The organism is Arthrobacter glacialis (genome assembly GCF_002909445.1).
Classification (GTDB): Bacteria; Actinomycetota; Actinomycetes; order Actinomycetales; family Micrococcaceae; genus Specibacter; species Specibacter glacialis.
In genome coordinates, this window is record NZ_PPXC01000005.1 from 146228 (window position 1) to 164491 (window position 18264).

Here is an 18264-nt window from a genome sequence, read left to right on the forward strand (position 1 = left end):
CAACTGTCCAGTTTTTGCACTACTTTTCCCAAGGGGCCTTAAAAGGAAAGTACTTGTCCAAAAAGTCGGTGACCAGTTCGCGGCGTTCGGCTGGCGTTGCATCACCGGAGCTGCCGTCGTTGAGACAGAGGAAATCGGCCCGGCGCCTCGCCAAGACGTGGCCAAGTGAGAACAAGCCTGCCTTGCTGGCGGTGTCAACGTAGATGCCCTCGCCGTCGGACTGCATGACGGCGCGACCTGTCAGCAGGGCGTAATAGTGGTACAGGGAATTTGTGACCGAAATATTTTCTGCTGCTCGGAAGGTGCTCGCGGCGGTGGCGGCAAACTCCCCAGCAAACTCCTGCTCCAGCTCAGCAAGCACCGAGCGGCGCAATGGTGCCGCACTGTGCTCAAGATGGTGGGTGGTGAAGGTGCCAAAGCGGTCCCACAGAAGGCGGCGATTCACCCGGGCGGAGTTCTCGAAACCGCTCCTTTCGGCGTCGCTTTCGCCAAGCCCGATGCGGTTGGGGGAGAGCATGAAGCGGGTAATCCCGCCTGCCGTGAAGAACAGCTCGGGTGACAGGGGGCGGCCAAAGAACATGTCGTCATTGGAATATAAGAAGTGTTCGCTCAGCCCGTCTATATGGTGGAGCTGGGATTCCACTGCCATGGAATTGTGCGTTGGCAGCACCGTAGGATCGGCAAAGTGCTCCTGGCTGCGGACAAGTGTCACTTTGGGATGGGCGGCCAGCCACTCCGGGGCGGGGGAGTCGGTGGCAATGAAGATGCGCCTGATCCATGGGGCAAACATATGCACAGAACGCAAGGCGTATTTGAGCTCGTCAACATGGCGGAACCTGGATTCGTGGTCATCGCCTTCACCCAGGAGAGCTGTTGCTTCCAACGCGCGGCGGGCGGACTGATAGGCGGGGTCGCTGCCATCGACCCAGGAAAACACCATGTCTATCTCAAAGCGGACGTCAAAAACGTGGTCAATGAACATGTTCTCAATGGTTGGCCAGCTCTGCCCATAAAGTTCCACGGTGCTGCGCCGGGCCTCGCGCGGATCAAGGCTACGCCGGGATATCGAGTTCTCCTGGGGCAGTTCTATGCGGGTGGGGGAGAACGCCCACAGTTCTATCTGGACTCCCCACGCTGCGCCATAGTACAACCCGCCGCGCGGTTCGAGCCGCGGCCTAAAAAGTCTAAAGATCCGTGTTTTTGCGGAGCGTCCCAGAGCTCCCTCAGCGAGCAGGAGGGTGGACTTGCTGGTGTCAACGCTGCGGGCGTAGAAAGGCTCGTTGGCGAAGGATGCGGCCAAGGCCCGCGCCAAGGCGTCCCGCATGGATGCGTCGATGGCCAGCACCGGTCGCTGATCGTTGCCGCGCACCAGCAAATACTCGATGGCGTATGTATCCAAAACGTTCCGCACGGCCAGCAGGTCGCTCACCATGGCTTCGCGCGGCGTGAGGGCGTCCGTGGCGTCAGCGCTGTTGAGCAATGCCAGCCGTCCACGGTGGGGCACCACGTCGGCCCGTTCCGCAATGGCTGCCATGCGTGGAGTCAAGGGTGCCGAAGCATGGGCGCCGGGTGTGCGGGGCATGGCAGTGTCCTCCGTAGCAGGGCGGTCGGGCAGGCAGCTGATGTTGGCCCTGCAGTGAGCTTACAGCGCCCGAACGTGGCCCAAACGGGACACAGCACCGGGTCAAAGTGTTGGGCCAGGGCGGCCGGTTTTCCAGCACAGGGGCGTGTCGCCAGCGCCGAGCCGCTCAGCCCTGCCCGCGTTTCCGGTGCCCTTGCGCTTAGCCGATCCGTGCGGGACGTTTGCGGTGAAAAATCAGGGCAACGGCAATGCCAGCCAGCCAAAAATCCTTGGCCATGGCGGTTCCGGCCGGGGTTGGGCGGATGCTGTCCGGCTCGGTCAGGCCCGGAGTCTTCAAATACGTCGCCACCAGGCCCGCCGAAAATGCGCCCAGAGCCAAGCCTGCCAGCCGGCTCGGAACTAGGGGTGTCAATACAAATGCACCCAGAGCGATTTCATAGAAGCTTAAGTAGTGCCCGAATTTTTCAGCTTCCAAGGACCCCACCTGGGGGATGACCCGTTGTGCCGAACTTTTCAAGCCGGCTGCCTGCTCCGGGGTGAGGTTGAGCTTGCCAATCCCGGTATTGAGAATGAATGCCCCGGAGACTATCCGAAGGGCGAGGTTGCTGATGCTGATTCCCATAATTTTCTCCTGTGAACTCAAGTGGCTTCTCTGGGATTCAGCCTAGGGTTCCATTCCGGCCGTGGCTAGTGCCCGGCGTCGGACGACAGGGCATCACCGAAGTCCTGCACGGTGCAGACTTAGCCATTTGGACAGTTTTGCGGCGATTCTCAGACCTTTAAGGTCACGAATTGATAACGGCACTTCCGGGATCGTGCGGCATGAGGAAACCTCATCAGGGTGGAATGGCTCCTATTTTGGGAGCAAATCAAAGGAGAAGTCATGAGAACAAGAGCACTGCTGGTAGCCGGGGTGGTCGTTGCGGCCATGTTGGTTCCAGTAACGGCCGCGTCTGCCGTGGATGACGTCAACACCAACAAATTGCGCAAGTCGGTAACGGTGAGCGGAATCCTGGCACACGAACGCGTGTTGCAGCGAATTGCCAACAACAATGGCGGAACGCGAGCCTCGGGGACGGCCGGCTATGCTGCTTCGGCCGACTACGTCAAGAAGGAGTTGAAGAAGGCCGGCTACAAGGTCACCGAGCAGGCTTTTGAGTTTCCTTTCTATCAGGAAGTCACCCCGACCACCCTTAGCCAGGTCTCGCCGTCGTCGATCCCCTACGAGACGGAATCCATGCAGTACTCGGGCAGTGGAGCAGTGACCGGCACGCTGGTTGTCACCCTCAACGTGGTGGTTCCGGCAACCCCGGAACCCAGTTCAGCCTCCGGGTGTGCCGTGGCGGACTTTGTCCCCGCTTCTGCAACCGTGCCCCAGGTGGCGCTCATCCAGCGCGGCACCTGCACCTTCGCCGTCAAGGTGGCCAACGCGGTTGCTGCCGGATACGACGCGGCAGTGCTCTTCAACGAGGGCAACCCCGGCCGGACGGACCTTCTGACCGGCACACTTGGAGACCCGGCAGCCATACCCGTGGTTGGCATCAGCTACGCGGACGGAGTGGCGCTGTACAACGCCACCGTGGCGGGGGCAACAAGCGTTGCTGTCAGCACCGAGATTATCAATGAAACCCGCACCACCACCAACATCATCGCCGATTCCCCCAAGGGCGACCCCGCCAAAACAGTGGTGGTGGGCGCTCATCTGGATTCAGTGCTCGAGGGTGCCGGAATCAACGACAACGGCAGCGGCACGAGCGTGATTCTCGAGACTGCCATCCAGATGCAGAACTTGAAAATCAAGCCACGCCAGCAAGTCCGTTTCGCCTTCTGGGGTGCTGAGGAGTCCGGCTTGCTGGGTTCCACACACTACGTGGACAGCCTCACTGACGAGCAGTTGTCAACCATTTACGCGAATCTGAATTTCGACATGCTCGGTTCAACCAACTACGTGCGATTCGTCTATGACGGCGATGGTTCCACCGATGGCGTGGCAGGCCCTCCCGGGTCAGCCCAGATCGAATCAGTCTTCAACGACTACTTCGCAACGCAGGGCCTGGCAAGTGCCCCGACGACTTTTGACGGCCGATCCGACTATGGACCGTTCATTGCCGCAGGAATTCCTGCCGGTGGACTCTTTAGTGGGGCCGAAGACCTCAAGACAGCCGAGGAGGCCACCATCTATGGCGGAACTGCCGGCGCTCCCTATGACGCGTGCTATCACCAAGCCTGTGACGATGTGAACAATCTGAGCACGGCGGCGCTGAACGAGCTCGGTGACGCCGCGGCGCATGCCGTGATGACCCTGGCCACCAGCAAGTCCGGGTTCTTCGAAGATGGCAGCAGAAGGGCCGCACGCCCCGAGATCTCCAAGGACAGCTTCGAGTACTGGGGCAGCGGGCTGGTTCGCTAAGTAGTACCGAACTGCACTGAACCGAACTGCACCACGAACACTGGGCAAGGGTCCGGTCTGCCGCTGATGCGGCGGGCCGGGCCCTTGTCCGTTAAGAGCTTGTCCGTTACGAGCTTGGCCGTTACGTCAAGGTTGCTGCAAGACCCGCAACCATTGCCGCAAGCCCCAGTTCAAAAGCGGCATCGGCGTCATTGCGAGCAGTTGCGCCGGCAGTTTCTGCGGACTTCAGTCCCCGGCGGGCGACGGCGGCGCTGAAGTTGGGTACCGCCGGTGCCATGGTCCCGGTGTCGAAAATATTTCCCGGCGCGTTGGCGTCATAGGCCGAGCCGTAGATGAAGGATTCAAGGGCCACGATGGCGTCGATGATGGCTGAGGGAGGCCAGCCGGCCGCCAAGAAGCCGTTGGTGACAGCCTCGTACATGGTGATGGTTTTGGGTGCGTTGGTCACCGGCAGCAGCGCAATAACGGGGATCAGGGGCAGGTGCGCGGCAAAAACATTCCGGTAGGAGTGCGCCCAAATACTTACGGCCTCCACCCATGGCCGGTCCGTGAAGGCGGAAACGTCCACCCGGCCCATCAAGTGGTCCTCCACCAGCAGCAGCACATCCTGCTTGGAGTGCACATGGTTGTACAGGGCCGACGGTGCCACATTGAGAGACTTAGCCAGGGCGGCCATGGTCAGGCCCTTGTAGCCGGAGTGGCTAACCAGCTTGAGCGCCGCCTTGGTGATCCGTGCGGAACTGAGCACTGCCTGCGATGGGCGACCTGCCCGGCGTCGTTCCTGAACTGCTCGTTGCGCTGGCTCCATTTGCCCCACTCTCCTCCTTGGCGCCACCGGGGCCTAAATTTTTCAGCCCAGCCCTTTACCTCAGGTGGTGACGTCCGTTACAGTCTATTCTAAATGAACATCATTCATTTAGTGAAGCGCATCACCGACGGCTTCGCAGGAGAGGGAAACATGGCAGCGGAAGTAAACCCAGTGACTATTGAGCGCGATGTGGTCATCATTGGTGCCGGACCGTCAGGATTGACGGCGGCCCATGAGCTGAGGAAGGCCGGCCTGAGTGTCGCCGTTCTCGAGGCCCGTGACAGGGTGGGTGGCCGCACCTGGTCCAACACCATTGACGGCGCGTGGCTGGAAATTGGCGGCCAGTGGGTCTCGCCCGACCAGACGGCGCTGATTGGCCTGCTCAATGAACTGGGCCTGGACACGTACTCGCGCTACCGCGACGGCGACAGCGTCTACGTGGCCCCCGACGGCACCCGCACCCGCTACACCGGCGAGATGTTCCCCGTATCGGCCGAAACCGAAGCGGCCATGAATCAGCTCATCGACACCCTCGACTCCCTGTCCGCACTCATGGACCCGGAAAAGCCGTGGGACCACCCGCAGGCCCGTGCACTGGACACCATCTCCTTCCACCACTGGCTGCGCACCCAATCCAGCGACGAGGAAGCCTGCAACAACATCGGCCTGTTCATCGCCGGCGGCATGCTCACCAAGCCCGCACATGCCTTCTCCGCACTGCAGGCAGTGTTCATGGCCGCCTCGGCAGGCTCCTTCTCCAACCTGGTGGACGACAACTTCATCCTCGACAAGCGCGTGGTGGGTGGCATGCAGGGAGTTTCGCTGAAAATGGCGGCCGGTCTGGGGGCGGACGTCATCCTCAATTCCGCCGCCCGTACCGTGCGCTGGAGCGAGGTTGACGGCGAGTACCGCGTCACTGTTGTTTCCGACGGCGCCACCGTCACCGCTAAGCGTGTGGTCATGGCCGTTCCGCCGAACCTTTACAGCCGCGTCTCCTTTGACCCCCCACTGCCGCGCCGCCAGCACCAGATGCACCAGCACCAGTCTCTGGGTCTGGTCATCAAGGTCCACGCCGTCTACGACACCCCGTTCTGGCGTGAAGACGGCCTCTCAGGCACCGGCTTCAGCGCCTCCTCACTGGTCCAAGAGGTGTACGACAACACCAACCACGAGGACCCCCGCGGCACACTGGTCGGTTTTGTCTCCGATGAAAAGGCCGACTACGCGTTCACCCTCACCGCCGAACAGCGCAAAAAAGAAATCACGGCATCCCTGGCCGAATTCCTCGGCGACGCAGCCGCCGAGCCCGTTGTCTACTACGAATCCGACTGGGGCTCCGAGGAGTGGACGCGAGGCGCCTACGCCTCCAGCTACGACCTGGGCGGACTGCACCGCTATGGCCCGGACCAGCTCACCCCCGTTGGTCCCATCCACTGGTCCTGCTCCGACCTCGCCGCCGAAGGCTACCAGCACGTAGACGGCGCAGTCCGCATGGGCCAGTTCACCGCCAAAAAGCTGATCGCAGACCTGGAATAGCCACCAGCCCTGCCGTGCCAGCCCCCCCCCCCCCCCCGGCCCGGCATTTTCCGGCGGGGCCCACGGGCGCGAGGGCCCCGCTGCGAGCTTGCGAGCAGTGGGAGCGCCTGGGGACTATCCGACGCGTCGGCCGCGGGCGGCCTTTGGCGTCTCCTTCACGTCGCCTACAAAAAATGTCGGCTCCGCGGTCTGGCCGACGGCCCACGGATTAGCCGGGGCTGCCCACAGCTTTTGGCGGATTCACTTGAGCAGTTCATGACACTAACGTCCTTTAGGAGGACCCTATGCGGTACGTAGTTGGATATACGGCCAATGCACGTGGCGGCGATGCCGTTAACTTGGCTGTGGCCTTGGCTCGCCGGCAGGGTGCTTCCCTGGATCTGGTGATGGTCATGCCGGAGGATTCGCCCTACAACGGGGTGTATCCGCCGGTGGCAGGATTTGAGAGCATCCTGGCTGCGCAGGTGTCGCAGTGGATCGACGAGGGCCTGGCCCTGATCCCCGCGGACGTCCCCTCAAGCGCCCACATCCGGCGCGGCGAGTCGGAGGCCGAGGCGTTGATTGCTGCAGCCGACGACCTGGGGGCGTCACTTTTGGTGATTGGTGCCAGCGCCACCGGGTTGTTCAAGCGCTTCAGCGTCGGCTCGGTGGCAGGTGCACTGCTGCACGCCTCAACGGTTCCGGTGGTCCTTGCGCCGTCGGGATACAGCCGCACGGAGCCCATTACGCGGCTGACTTGTGCACTGGGCACCCGGGAAGGCGCCGGCCAGGTGTTGGCTGCCAGCATCGCCATGGCCAGGCGACGCTGCCTGCCACTGCGCCTGGTCTCGCTGGTGGCTCTCGGCAACGACGACGCCGGCACCACCGTCGAGGACGCCATGGAGCACCTGCGCGGCGTTGCCGAAGCCAGCCAGGCACTCGACGTCAGCGCCTTAGACAAAGTCGAGATCGACGTCGTGGTTGGCAGTGGGCGAACCATTGAGGACGCCGTCGACCGTCTGGACTGGCAGGACGGGGAACTGCTGATGATCGGTTCCAGCCGCCTGGCCCAGACAAAATCCATCTTTCTCGGCGCCACGGCCAACCGGATTTTGCGCGCCTTGCCGGTGCCCATGATTGTGGTCCCGCGCGACTTTGAATTCACAAGCGATGAGGTGACGGCATGAGTGCCAAAGAAACTGTCAGAAACGCCCCCGGCGATCACGGATTGAGCGAAAAGGGCCTGAAGGCTGGGTCGGTGGGCCTGATTGGCGCCGTCGTCATCGGCATTTCCTGCATCGCCCCGGCGTATACGCTCACAGCGGCGCTGGGCCCCACGGTGTCCGAGGTGGGCGTACACCTGCCGGCCATTTTCCTGGTGGGCTTCATCCCCATGCTGCTGGTAGCCCTGGGCTACAGGGAACTGAACAATGCCATGCCCGACGCCGGCACCTCCTTCACCTGGGCATCGCGAGCGTTTGGTCCGTGGATAGGCTGGATGGGTGGTTGGGGCTTGATCGCCGCCACCATCATTGTGCTTTCCAACCTGGCGGCCGTCGCGGTGGACTTCTTCTACTTGATGCTGGCGCAGATCTTTTCCAATGATTCGCTGGCCGACCTGACAACCGTGCTGCCGTTGAACATCGTCACCACCTTGGTGTTCATTGCCGGTGCCTGCTGGATTTCCTACCGCGGGATGGAGACCACCAAGACGTTCCAATACGTTTTGGTCGCGTTCCAGCTGCTCGTACTGGGCTGGTTCGCCATAGCCGCCTTCGCCCACGTGGCCAACGGCACGGCTTTTGATGCCACTGCCATTACGGCCGACTGGTTCAACCCCTTCGCAGTGGAGTCGTTCTCACAATTTGCTGCCGGTGTGTCGCTGTCCATCTTCATTTTCTGGGGCTGGGATGTCACCCTGACCATGAACGAGGAAACCAAGAACCCGAAAAAGACACCGGGCCGGGCAGCTACGGCAACAGTCATTGTCATCATGGTCATCTACATGACAGTTTCCCTCGCCACACTGGCGTTTGCCGGCATTGGGACCGAGGGTTTGGGTGCCGGAAACCCTGACAACCAGGGCAGTATCTTTGCGGTACTGGCAGGGCCTGTCATGGGTCCGTTCGCGATTTTGATGTCGCTGGCCATCCTGAGTTCCTCGGCGGCGTCCTTGCAGTCAACGTTCGTGTCACCGGCGCGGACTCTGCTCTCCATGGGCCACTACCAGGCACTGCCCAAGAGTTTCAGCAAGATCAGCCCCACGCACAAGTCACCCAGCTATGCCACCATCGCGGCTGCCATTGCTGCCGCGGCGTTCTACGTGATTACCCGCACACTTTCAGAGAATGCACTGTGGGACACCATCACCGCCTTGGGCATGATGATCTGCTTCTACTACGGCATTACCGCCTTGGCGTGTGTTTGGTACTTCCGGGCAGAGGCCTTCCGTGGGGCGCGGAACTTCTTCTTCAAGTTCCTGGCACCCTTGGTGGGTGGAGTCATCCTGCTGGTCATGTTCTTCAAGACGGCCTACGACTCCATGGACCCTGACTACGGTTCCGGCTCAAACATTGCCGGACTGGGTCTGGTCTTCATCCTTGGCGCCGGCGTGATCCTGTTGGGTGCTGTGCTGATGTTCTTCATGTACCTGCGCAACCCGGCCTTCTTCAAGGGCCAGGTCCTCAGCCGGGCCAGCCAGACCTACAACCCTTAAACAACTGACCCGCAGAAAACGGCGAAAATTCACGGTTTTACCGTGTTTTTCGCCGTTTTCTGCGGGTCAGTTGTAAAGGCGGGCCTAGCTCTGGGGGCGGCGGGCGGCTTCGCGCTCTTTCGCCAACTGGGCCTCGGCGCGCGCCTTGGCATGCACGGCACGTTCCTCAACCAGCCACGCAGGGGGAGCCTGCAGCAGGGCAGTGATCTCCGCCGTCGTGAGGGCATCGGTGATGCTGGAACGGCTCAGGCCGCCAATGGAAATGTTCAGTTTCTGGGCCATGACGGCACGCGGGTGCGGACCATTGCGGCGCAGTTCGGCCAACCATTCCGGGGGGTTCTCCTGCAAAACCTTGAATTCCTCCCGGCTCAGCGCGTTCTCTTGGAATTCCGCAGGGGCGGCGGGCAGGTGGATGCCCAGCTTCTTGGCCGCCGTGGCGGATTTCATGGCTTGGGGGGAAGGTTTAATGCTCATACCTCTAAGGGTACCGGTGGGTGCGCGGTGCGCTAGGGTAAATAGGTGTCTGAATCCCGCGAACTTACAGTGACCTTTGTCCCGGGTGTGACTCCTGGAAAGTGGATCCACCGCTGGCAGGAGCGCATGCCCGACGTGCCCCTGGTAGCGCAGCCGGTTCAAGAAACCCACCAACTCGACGCCGTGCGCGCCGGCGAAGTGGATATGGCGTTCGTGCGCCTGCCCGTGGACAAGACCGGGCTCCATGTCATTCCGCTCTACAGCGAGCTCAATGTTGTGGTGGCGCCCAAGGACCATGCCATTTCCGCGTTTGAGGAATTGGACGTTGCCGACCTGGCTGATGAGTACCTACTCGCGGACCCGGACGATTTCCCGCAGTGGCGCGATATTTCCAGCGAAATTGCAGCCGGCACGCGCAAGCCGCTGCCGCCGATAGCCTCCCTAGAAGAGGCCCTTGACCTGGTTGAGGCCGGGTTGGGAATCCTGATCCTGCCGATGTCCGTAGCCCGCCACTTCAGCCGCAAAAACCTGCGCTCAAGGCTGGTCCATGGCGTTGAAGAGACCAGCGTTGGGCTGGCCTGGATCGATTCGTTCCACCCTCTGCCGGAAGAAGACGAAGCAGTCATCCAGGAATTCATTGGCGTGGTGCGCGGCCGCAGCGCCAACAGCTCCCGCCAACCATCGGTTCAGGCAAAACAGGATGCCGCGCCCAAAAAGGGCGCAAAAACAACCAAAACTCCTGCGCGCACCAACGTCGCCAAGAGCAAGTCGGCCCCCAACCTGCGCGGCGGGGGCCGGGCAGGCGGCAAGGCCAGGGCCCAAAAGCGGGGCCGCCGCTAGTTGCTTCCAGGCAAACTCACTATGTGCTGACAGATTCGGTTTCGTCGAGCGCGCGAATCGGGGTGTTGATGAGCGTGCGGTCGTAGAGGACTTTGGCATTGTTTTCAACCACAAGCTCGTACGCGGTTTCATTGCCGGTCCGCTTGTCTCGGGTGCTTCGGTACACTTTGTTGCGCCGGTACACCTCGCCGTCGGCTTCCTCTTGGAAATAGGCGTCCTGCTCTTTGACATGATATTTCACCGGCAGTGACTGCGCTGCACGCAATTCGCCGCGCAGATGCTCCTCAGTCACGCAAATGCGGAGCTGAAAAGTATTGTCGGTATTATTCTTGACCCGGTAATCCAAGTAGTTGTACACAATGGATGTTCCCGTACCAAAGGGAATCTGCCGATTGAAGTCAGGGAACAAGTCAATTTCACCGTGGTGGTGGTGTTCCACAATGTCCAAGGGGCTGTGCAGCACCATCCAATGCAGCAAGTTTGTGAACTGGCACAAACCACCACCTATGCCGGAATCCGGTCCGCTGTGGTTGATGGTCAGACCAACACGGTAGCCCTTTTTGGCTGAGCAACGCCCCACCAGCTGCCAAAATGAGAACGTCTCGCCGGGAGCAATCAGCACTCCGTCAATATGCGGAGCTGCGAGGCCCAAACTGATGGCCTTGTTTTCCTGCAGTGCCAAATCGACTGTGCCGAGTTTGCGGCGAATCAGCGAGTTGTGTTTGTAAACACTGACGGGCAGGTCCCCGTACTCCTTCTTGGTGGCGAACTTGGTCCCGGCTTGGAAGTTTTGAATCTTGCGCAATATGATCTGCCGGTTGACAGCGATTGCATATGTCAACGGTGAAATTTCCCCAAATAATTTCCGACCCACGCCGAACTGCCCCCCGATATGCTTTTCTTGATTGAGATCTCTGGAGGTGACGGACCACGCAGTCCAACAATTCAGAAGCGAATGGGGCCTTGTGCGCCAGTCGTACCCAATAGCAAGAATCCTAATATTGACGACGCCTTGAACAGGAAGCCCACGCCCAAGCCATGTCATAAATGAACTTTTAGGGTTTTTGTATGCATTCCCCAGCCATTTCCCAAAAGCGGGGCCGCCGCTCATAGCCTTTAAACAACTAGCCCGCAGTAGTGGTCGAATAAACACGTTTTTGCGGTGTTTTTCAGCCACTACTGCGGGCTAGTTGCTGTCCAGCCACAGGGCGGGAACAAGACCTACTTGGAAGCGTCGAGCTGCTGCTGCTTCTGCTTGGCCACAATTGACTTGACGTCGTTCAGCTCGGCGATAACCCGGGCCAGCTGCTTCTTGGAGGCGGGCCACTGGGTGCCCTTGAAACGGGTGGCGTCGGGGCCTTCCCAGCGAACCGACTGGGCCTTGCCGTCCAAGGTGGACATTGCCTGGGTGATCTGATCAACGGCAGTTGACAGCTTGGAAACCAGTTCCGCCATATCCTGGGGGTCATTACCAATCATTCCGGCCATGATGCACATCCTTTGCTAGAAATTTGCGGCGGTGCCGCAGTTGTTTCACTGTGGCCGGGAAGTTCCGGTTGAGCGATTACCACGAATCTATCCCACCCCGCTCAACGCCGTCGATGGGGCGAGCTACCCATGCAGGGCTGCCCATGCTCGCCTGCCAGCCGGCGCATCGGCAACACCGCGTGGACAACCAATCATTGACAGCCCAAATGTGCCGTGCCATATTGACGGCAGAAGCCTAAAACCGGCCAAAGCCAAGGGTTGCCAGCTCAAAGGAGATCCAAGACGTGAAAGCGGCATTGTGGGAAATAGAAACCTTTGACTATCACGCGGCCGGGGAGCCCTTCAGGATTGTGCCCACGCTGCCCTTCCTCATCCCGGGTAACACTGCCGCGGAACGGCGCGAAAATGCCATGGCGGGCGATGCCAACAAACTCCGCCAATTACTTGTCAACGAACCCCGAGGACATGCCGAAATGTACGGCGGATTTGTGGTGCCGCCCAATGACGCAGGCGCCCATTTCGGTGCCTTGTTCTGGCACCGCGAAGGATTCTCAACCGCCTGCGGCCACGGAACCATGGCGTTGGGCGCCTGGGCCGTCCGCAGTGGCCTTGTCAGGGCCCCGGACGACGGCGAGACGGACGTTGTCATTGACGTCCCCTCGGGGCGCGTCACGGCTCGTGTGAGCATGGTTGGCGGCAAAGTGGCCCAGGTAGCATTCCACAACGTCCCCTCCTACGTGGTGGCTCGGGACGTTGAGATCAAAACACCTGACTTTGGGCACCTGCGTGTGGACCTCGCCTGGAGCGGCGCCCTGTACGCCTCCCTGCCTGCCGCCGCAGCGGGCCTTGAGGTTACGCCGTCGAACCTGGCCAAGGTGGTTGCTGCCGGTCACCAAGTACGCGCGGGGCTGGCCAACCATGCCATCCTCGACGAGCAGGCAGATTCACGCATTGAGGGAGTGTTTGGCACCATTTTCCATGAGCCCATGGCGCATTCCGGGGCCGGGCTGCGGCAGCGCAATGTCAACGTTTTTGCCGACGGCCAGGTGGATAGATCACCCAGTGGGTCTGGCACGGCAGCCCGGGTGGCATTGCTCAGCGACGCGGGCCAATTGCCCGATGGTGAATTGCTGGAGCACTACTCCATTATTGATTCGCGCTTTGCCGCCCGCGTGGTGGACAGGGTTGCTGGGCCACGCGGTGGCCTGGTGGTGGAGGTCAGCGGGCGGGCGTTCCCCGTGGGGGAGGGCAAATTCACCCTCGACGCCGACGACGAGCTGGGCATGGGGTTCCTGCTGCGCTGATGGGGTGCAGCCGCGGCGCTCTGCACTTCCTTGCCCAGTGCCCGTTGCGCCGCATTTGGGTTCCCAGCGGATACTATGGCGACATGTACGTTGACCCCGCCCCGCAGCCGGACGCAGCAGCCGTGATACCGTCCAGACGGCAGTTCTAAGATGCGTGTGCGGACGGGTAGGGCGTGGCAGGGCATTGTCCATGGCGGCCTCTTCAAGATCGGCATTTCACCCCTGCCATTCTGGGCCAGTTTTCTCCTGGCTCTTTTTGTCACGGTGTCAGCTTTCGATGACCTGCGGCTCTTTTTCCTGTCTGACAGCCCCGGGGACTTTCCTTTGTTGGGGCTTGCCGGCACGGTTGCGTATTGGGTGCTGTGGATTTCGCTGGCCTTTAGGCCCCAGCTGACCCCCTTCGCCTTTTTGGCGCTGCTGGCAAGCATGTACCCGCAAGTCCAGCCCGGGGGTGCACTGCTCTTGGCCTTCGGAGCGCTCGCCGTTGCCGCGTATCGAGTTTCCGTCCGCGGCTTGGCAATCATTGTTGGTGGCTTCATCGTGTGGCAATTTGCTTGGACACTTGGCGTTTCGCTGCTGGGTCCGGCAAACCTGTGGGCCTACCTCCCCGCCACCTTGCTGCTCGTAGCGCCGGGGCTGGCGGTAAAGTTGTTGAGGGAAAAATCCATCCAAACTGAGCAGGCCCAAAGGGCTGCGAAGGAAACGGCCGCAAAAGCTGCCCTGGAGCAGCGTACGGAACTGGCCAGGGAACTTCATGACGTTGTCACCCACGGGCTGACAATGATTGCCGTGCAAGCCAATCTTGGCAAGATCTCTAGTGACTCTGACTCCCAGCATCATGCACTGACTGAGATTGGTGTCATGGCCAGAAGCTCCCTGGATGATCTTCGCCGGCTCCTACAAACCATGCGCGCCGACGATGCTCCCGCGATGGCAGGGGCGGAAACCAGCGTCTCACTCAGTTCGGCCACGATCGACCTGGCGAAGAGCGTCGCCGAATCCCAAAAACAGCTCAACAGCCTAGGTTTCCCCACCCGGGTTACGACATCCGGGGAGTTGGATCGGATACCCAATGGGCTGCGATCCACTGTGCTGCGAATACTGCAGGAAAGCGCCACCAACGTGGTCAAGCACACCGGCGGCAGCAGCGAATGCGATATTTCCGTGGACGTGCAGGATGACGTCATTGAGTTGCTTGTTCGCAACCGCATGACGCCGGGCAAGCCGCGCCTGCCCATCTCGGGGACGGGTCTCATTGGCTTGCGGGAGCGCGCCTCACGGCTCGGCGGAACCCTCGACGCTGGCCCGGTAAACGGGTGGTGGAGCGTTCGCACCGTTCTCCCCATCAAGGGCCGGCAGCTGCTTCACTAGCAGCACGCCGCTGGAACCTTCATACAGTAAGCCAAATGGCTAGTCCTTGCCGGAACAGCCCATTTTCGGCTGTCCGTTCGGGCAGACCCGACCTTGAGGCATTGAAAGTTAAAGTGCGCCTTGCGTAACGTCGAAAGAGTTCGGGAGACAACAATAAATTCCGGGCACCTTTAGAAGGCGTTGCACACGCCCCGCCTTATTTTTAGGAGAATGTCATGAACACATTGAACATGCTTGGAGCAGTAGCCACGTCACAACACGGGCGATCCAAGTCCGGAGGCATCTGGCCTTCCGGCTCATTCCCATCGCTCACCCGCTGATCCTTGGGAATATCGCCCAAGACCGGCGACCTCCCGGTCTTGTCAAGCCAAGAGTGCACTGGATGCCCTGCGGCATGAGCCAAGTTACGTAGACTGACAGCATGAGTGTGATTGTTGAAGCATCCGAGGCCATTAATGTGGTCATCGTCGATGACGAAAAATTTGTCCGGGGTGCGCTGCGGACGTACCTATCCCAGGCTCCAGATTTGGTGGTCCTGGAAGAAGGCGAGAACGGCGCTGATGCCGTCCGTCTGGCGCACGAATTTCATCCGGACGTGATGCTCATCGATATCCAGATGCCCGTCATGGACGGTATTGCGGCCATTCGCCAAATCGTGGCGGAAATTCCCGAAATCCGGATACTGGTCGTCACCGGTCATATTTCCGATGTGTACCTCAAGGCGGCCCTCATCGCAGGGGCAAGCGGCTATGTGGTGAAGGACGCCGAGCCGGAACGCATTGTGGCAGCCGTCCGGGAGGTTCACGCGGGGGACTGCCCCATTGACCCTGCCGTCACCCACCTCTTGGTTGCAGATGTTCGAAGGAGCCGGCCCGCCACGCGCACGGAGTCGCTTGTTGAGCTCTCAGACCGTGAAGAGGACGTGCTGAAGTTGCTCTGTGAAGGCCGCAGCAACAGCGAAATTGCAGCCTCGCTCTTTCTTTCTGAGTCCACGGTCAAGTATCACTTGGTCCGTTTGGGTCGAAAGTTCCAAGCCCGCGACCGTCTGCAGCTTGTCATCACGGCGCTTCGCACAGGCGTTGTTGCGTAGCAAAGCTGACAGCACCTTTCGGAGAGCACGCAAAAAGACTGTCCAAAAGGACAGGGGTTTGTGGCCGTCCCGAGTGTATACCTGTCCTTCCGGGGCATCTATGCTGGAAAGTAGCCATGTAATGGTGATCGATAACACTCAGTTGAAAGGCTCTTTCATGAAATCTCCCTTTGCATCAGTGGGTGTCGCCGCAGTACTCGCTGCAGGCCTTATCTTGGCTCCCGGGTTGTCCCCTGCCCAGGCAGACACGGCTACCTCCAATGACACCGCCCCCGTCAGCTCAGTGCAGACGGAAAACGTAGCCACAACCTATGGCATGTGGTTCATCCCGTGTAACGTATTCGGGTTTCGCATGTGCTAACTGGCTCCTAAAGCCAAGTTCACAAAAGTTCTGCGCTGGACAACGGAAGTTGCCCAGCGCAGAACTTTTTTAAGCGGACCGCACTGGAACCCGCCTAGAAGCCTTGCGCCTTGCGGTAGCGCTGCATTTGTTGATGGCGGCGTACCAGGCTGTCGCGGCGCGGGGTCTGGTCGGTGCCAGACTCCTCGGCGGTTAGATCAATGTGGCTTTCACCAAACTGCCACAGGAGCAAATCATCGAGCAGCCTGTCGGGGCCGGGCGAGTACCGGTGGTCCAGGGCCTTGCGGACGTTGGAGATGATCTGCGGCTGCAACAGGGCAGCCAGGTCCACTGTTTTGCTTAGGCCGTGGGCGGCCACCAGCTCGGCAGCCCAGCCCCAGTCGTCGTCGGCCTTCCTGTCAACATGGGGCAACAGGGTCTGCCAGACGGCCTTGATTCGGTTGGGCGTCAGCGAAACCTTACCCTCGCCGTCAACGTCCCAGTAGCTGGTGACGGTTTCGTACCTGTCATGGAGTTCGGAAAAGGCTGACTCAACAGTCTCCAACATGGCAGCTGTTGCGGTGAACTGCCTGTCAAAGTACGGGCTCCAGGCGCGGGGGTCCTGGGACTTGAAGCGAATGTCATGTTCAATTTCGCTCCACGCGTGGGCAAAGATGGTGCGGATCTGGCATTCGAAGAAGTAGCTGCCATTGGGCTTGTTTTCCGGGTCAAGGAGCTCCTGGTAGGCCCGCACCACATCATTTTGGATGGTGCGCAGGATCAAGTGCCGGCTGGAGTAGCCGTAAGTGCCCGACTCAATGGAGCCAATGTCCTTCTCGGTATCTCCGCGGCAGTCAAAGATGTTCCGGCGCCGTTTGATCAGGTTGGCCGCCTGGGCGTTCTCCCCGGGAAGCGTGGTGATGACGCGAACGCCGATCATGTCCGTGAGGTTCCGCAGCGGATCGGGGAACTGCAAGGTGGGGGCGGTGTCTGGCTCCGCCACCATGCGGGACGCCTTTTCGCGGAACGATTCCACGGATTTGGTCCGGCTCGTGACAAACAGCGGCTTGTCTTCGGCCTCCGCTAAAACGTCACGGACAAGCCTTTCCATCTCAGCCGTGACCTTTTCCAATGCCGGCCGCGTCCGCTCATAGTCGGCCACCGATGCGCTGACGGCCGGCCGCAGCGATTCATCGAGTCGATCCCAATTACTACCCATGGTCTCGAGCCTAAACGCCCCGGCGGTGACAAGGCCAGTCGCAGCACCGCAGATGAAGCAAAAATTGGTTTAAGGGCTGGTGGACACCAGTGCCCGCGTGCGGCTACTTGGACGGTGGCGCGGCCGTGCTGCTGCGAATGATCAGCTCCGGGAGCAACGCAAAAGGCGGGAAGGGTTCTTGGGAGTTCGCCAGGCGGTGCCGCAACCGTTGGACAGCCAGCTGGCCAATCTTCTTGAAGGGCTGCGCCACAGTGGTCAGCGACGGGGAGCTGAACTCTGCCAGTGGAATATTGTCCACGCTGACAATTGATACATCCTCCGGGATGCGGCGGCCGCTCTCGTGCATGGCGCGGATCACACCGAAGGCCATCTCGTCGCTGGAGACAAAAATGGCCGTCAGGCCGGGGGTTTGGGCCGCAATGAGCCCATTGGCATAGCCCGACTCCGGTGACCAGTCGCCCTTAAGTTCAGGCGGGACGCTCTTGCCGGCCCGCTCCAGGGTGGAGCGCCAACCCTGGCTGCGGTCGATGGCTTCAATCCAGTTTTGCGGGCCAGCCAAATGCCACACCGTCTGGTGCCCTAGGTCCAGCAAATGCTGTGTTGCGAGTTCGGCAACCAGTGCCTGGTCTATAACCAGCAGCTCGCTGGATTCGGTGCGCGACCCATCCAAGGTGACGATGGGGGTGGTGTTGCCAATCTTGGACACTACCGGGCTTGAGTCGATCATGGGGACGGCCAGAATGATGCCGTCGGCGCCGCGGTCCACCAAGCTCTGCACGGCCGCCTCAATGGTTTGGTCATCCATGGCGCTGATGGGGGAGGTGATCACCGAGTGGTCCAGCGCTGCGGCTGCCAGTTCAATACTGCTGACCACAATCGAGCGGGCGTATGAATCGGTGTTGAACATGACAAGGCCAATGATTTGGGTCCGGCCGGTGGAGAGGCTGCGTGCAGCGTAGTTGCGATGGTAGCCGAGCTGATCGATGGCTTCCTGGACACGCTCCCGGGTGGCGGGCTTCACGCTGTGGTGGCTGTTGAGTACCCGGGACACGGTCTGGGGTGACACGCCGGCAATTGAAGCCACATCGCGAATACTGTGCGGTCTCG

16 protein-coding genes are annotated in these 18264 nt (G+C 60.6%); 8 read left to right on the forward strand and 8 right to left on the reverse strand.

What is annotated here, in order from left to right:
* Positions 1-19 precede the first annotated feature (19 nt).
* Positions 20-1582, reverse strand: a complete 1563-nt coding sequence (locus CVS27_RS08055; protein WP_207767475.1) for a stealth family protein — start codon at positions 1580-1582, stop codon at positions 20-22.
* A 199-nt stretch (positions 1583-1781) separates the two neighbouring features.
* Positions 1782-2204 (reverse strand): hypothetical protein, encoded by a 423-nt coding sequence (locus tag CVS27_RS08060; protein ID WP_103465219.1) that lies wholly within the window; start codon positions 2202-2204, stop codon positions 1782-1784.
* 261 nt (positions 2205-2465) lie between these two features.
* On the opposite strand from CVS27_RS08060, the gene CVS27_RS08065 reads away from it, so the two are divergent.
* Complete coding sequence (locus CVS27_RS08065; protein WP_103465220.1) at positions 2466-3992, forward strand: M20/M25/M40 family metallo-hydrolase; 1527 nt, start codon at positions 2466-2468, stop codon at positions 3990-3992.
* 121 nt (positions 3993-4113) lie between these two features.
* Here CVS27_RS08065 and CVS27_RS08070 read toward each other — a convergent pair whose 3' ends face one another.
* A complete protein-coding gene (locus tag CVS27_RS08070; RefSeq protein ID WP_103465221.1) occupies positions 4114-4800 on the reverse strand; it encodes a TetR/AcrR family transcriptional regulator in 687 nt (228 codons plus the stop codon).
* A 150-nt stretch (positions 4801-4950) separates the two neighbouring features.
* Between CVS27_RS08070 and CVS27_RS08075 the strand changes: the two genes are divergently transcribed.
* From CVS27_RS08075 to CVS27_RS08085, 3 genes are all read left to right on the forward strand, one after another.
* The gene (locus CVS27_RS08075) at positions 4951-6336 is read left to right on the forward strand and encodes a flavin monoamine oxidase family protein (protein ID WP_103465390.1); all 1386 of its coding nucleotides are present in this window, start codon (positions 4951-4953) and stop codon (positions 6334-6336) included.
* A gap of 284 nt (positions 6337-6620) precedes the next feature.
* Positions 6621-7502, forward strand: coding sequence for a universal stress protein (locus CVS27_RS08080; RefSeq protein WP_103465222.1), 882 nt, complete (start codon positions 6621-6623; stop codon positions 7500-7502).
* Positions 7499-9031: an APC family permease gene (locus CVS27_RS08085; protein ID WP_103465223.1), complete on the forward strand. Its 1533-nt coding sequence runs from the start codon at positions 7499-7501 to the stop codon at positions 9029-9031. The genes CVS27_RS08080 and CVS27_RS08085 overlap by 4 nt, the downstream gene beginning before the upstream one ends.
* Positions 9032-9115: 84 nt before the next feature.
* On the opposite strand, the gene CVS27_RS08090 is transcribed toward CVS27_RS08085, so the two are convergent.
* Positions 9116-9478: a DUF5997 family protein gene (locus CVS27_RS08090; protein ID WP_207767485.1), complete on the reverse strand. Its 363-nt coding sequence runs from the start codon at positions 9476-9478 to the stop codon at positions 9116-9118.
* Positions 9479-9550: 72 nt separating this feature from the next.
* Here CVS27_RS08090 and CVS27_RS08095 point away from each other — a divergent pair, with 72 nt between their 5' ends.
* Positions 9551-10345, forward strand: a complete 795-nt coding sequence (locus CVS27_RS08095; RefSeq protein ID WP_103465225.1) for a substrate-binding domain-containing protein — start codon at positions 9551-9553, stop codon at positions 10343-10345.
* A 19-nt stretch (positions 10346-10364) separates the two neighbouring features.
* Here CVS27_RS08095 and CVS27_RS08100 read toward each other — a convergent pair whose 3' ends face one another.
* Together CVS27_RS08100 and CVS27_RS08105 are read right to left on the reverse strand one after the other, a co-directional pair.
* The gene (locus tag CVS27_RS08100) at positions 10365-11522 is read right to left on the reverse strand and encodes a VanW family protein (RefSeq protein ID WP_243400095.1); all 1158 of its coding nucleotides are present in this window, start codon (positions 11520-11522) and stop codon (positions 10365-10367) included.
* Positions 11523-11566: 44 nt separating this feature from the next.
* A complete protein-coding gene (locus CVS27_RS08105; protein WP_103465227.1) occupies positions 11567-11833 on the reverse strand; it encodes a hypothetical protein in 267 nt (88 codons plus the stop codon).
* Between the two features lie 284 nt (positions 11834-12117).
* On the opposite strand from CVS27_RS08105, the gene CVS27_RS08110 reads away from it, so the two are divergent.
* From CVS27_RS08110 to CVS27_RS08120, 3 genes are all read left to right on the forward strand, one after another.
* Positions 12118-13137 (forward strand): proline racemase family protein, encoded by a 1020-nt coding sequence (locus CVS27_RS08110; protein WP_243399761.1) that lies wholly within the window; start codon positions 12118-12120, stop codon positions 13135-13137.
* A gap of 150 nt (positions 13138-13287) precedes the next feature.
* Complete coding sequence (locus tag CVS27_RS08115; RefSeq protein WP_103465228.1) at positions 13288-14508, forward strand: sensor histidine kinase; 1221 nt, start codon at positions 13288-13290, stop codon at positions 14506-14508.
* 421 nt (positions 14509-14929) lie between these two features.
* Entirely contained in the window at positions 14930-15598 is a 669-nt protein-coding gene (locus CVS27_RS08120; protein WP_103465229.1) for a response regulator, read from the forward strand.
* Positions 15599-16053: 455 nt separating this feature from the next.
* Here the strand turns inward: CVS27_RS08120 and CVS27_RS08130 are convergent, their stop codons facing one another.
* Positions 16054-17157 (reverse strand): GTP pyrophosphokinase, encoded by a 1104-nt coding sequence (locus CVS27_RS08130; protein WP_103465231.1) that lies wholly within the window; start codon positions 17155-17157, stop codon positions 16054-16056.
* Between the two features lie 103 nt (positions 17158-17260).
* Positions 17261-18241 (reverse strand): LacI family DNA-binding transcriptional regulator, encoded by a 981-nt coding sequence (locus CVS27_RS08135; protein WP_207767477.1) that lies wholly within the window; start codon positions 18239-18241, stop codon positions 17261-17263.
* Positions 18242-18264 lie beyond the last annotated feature (23 nt).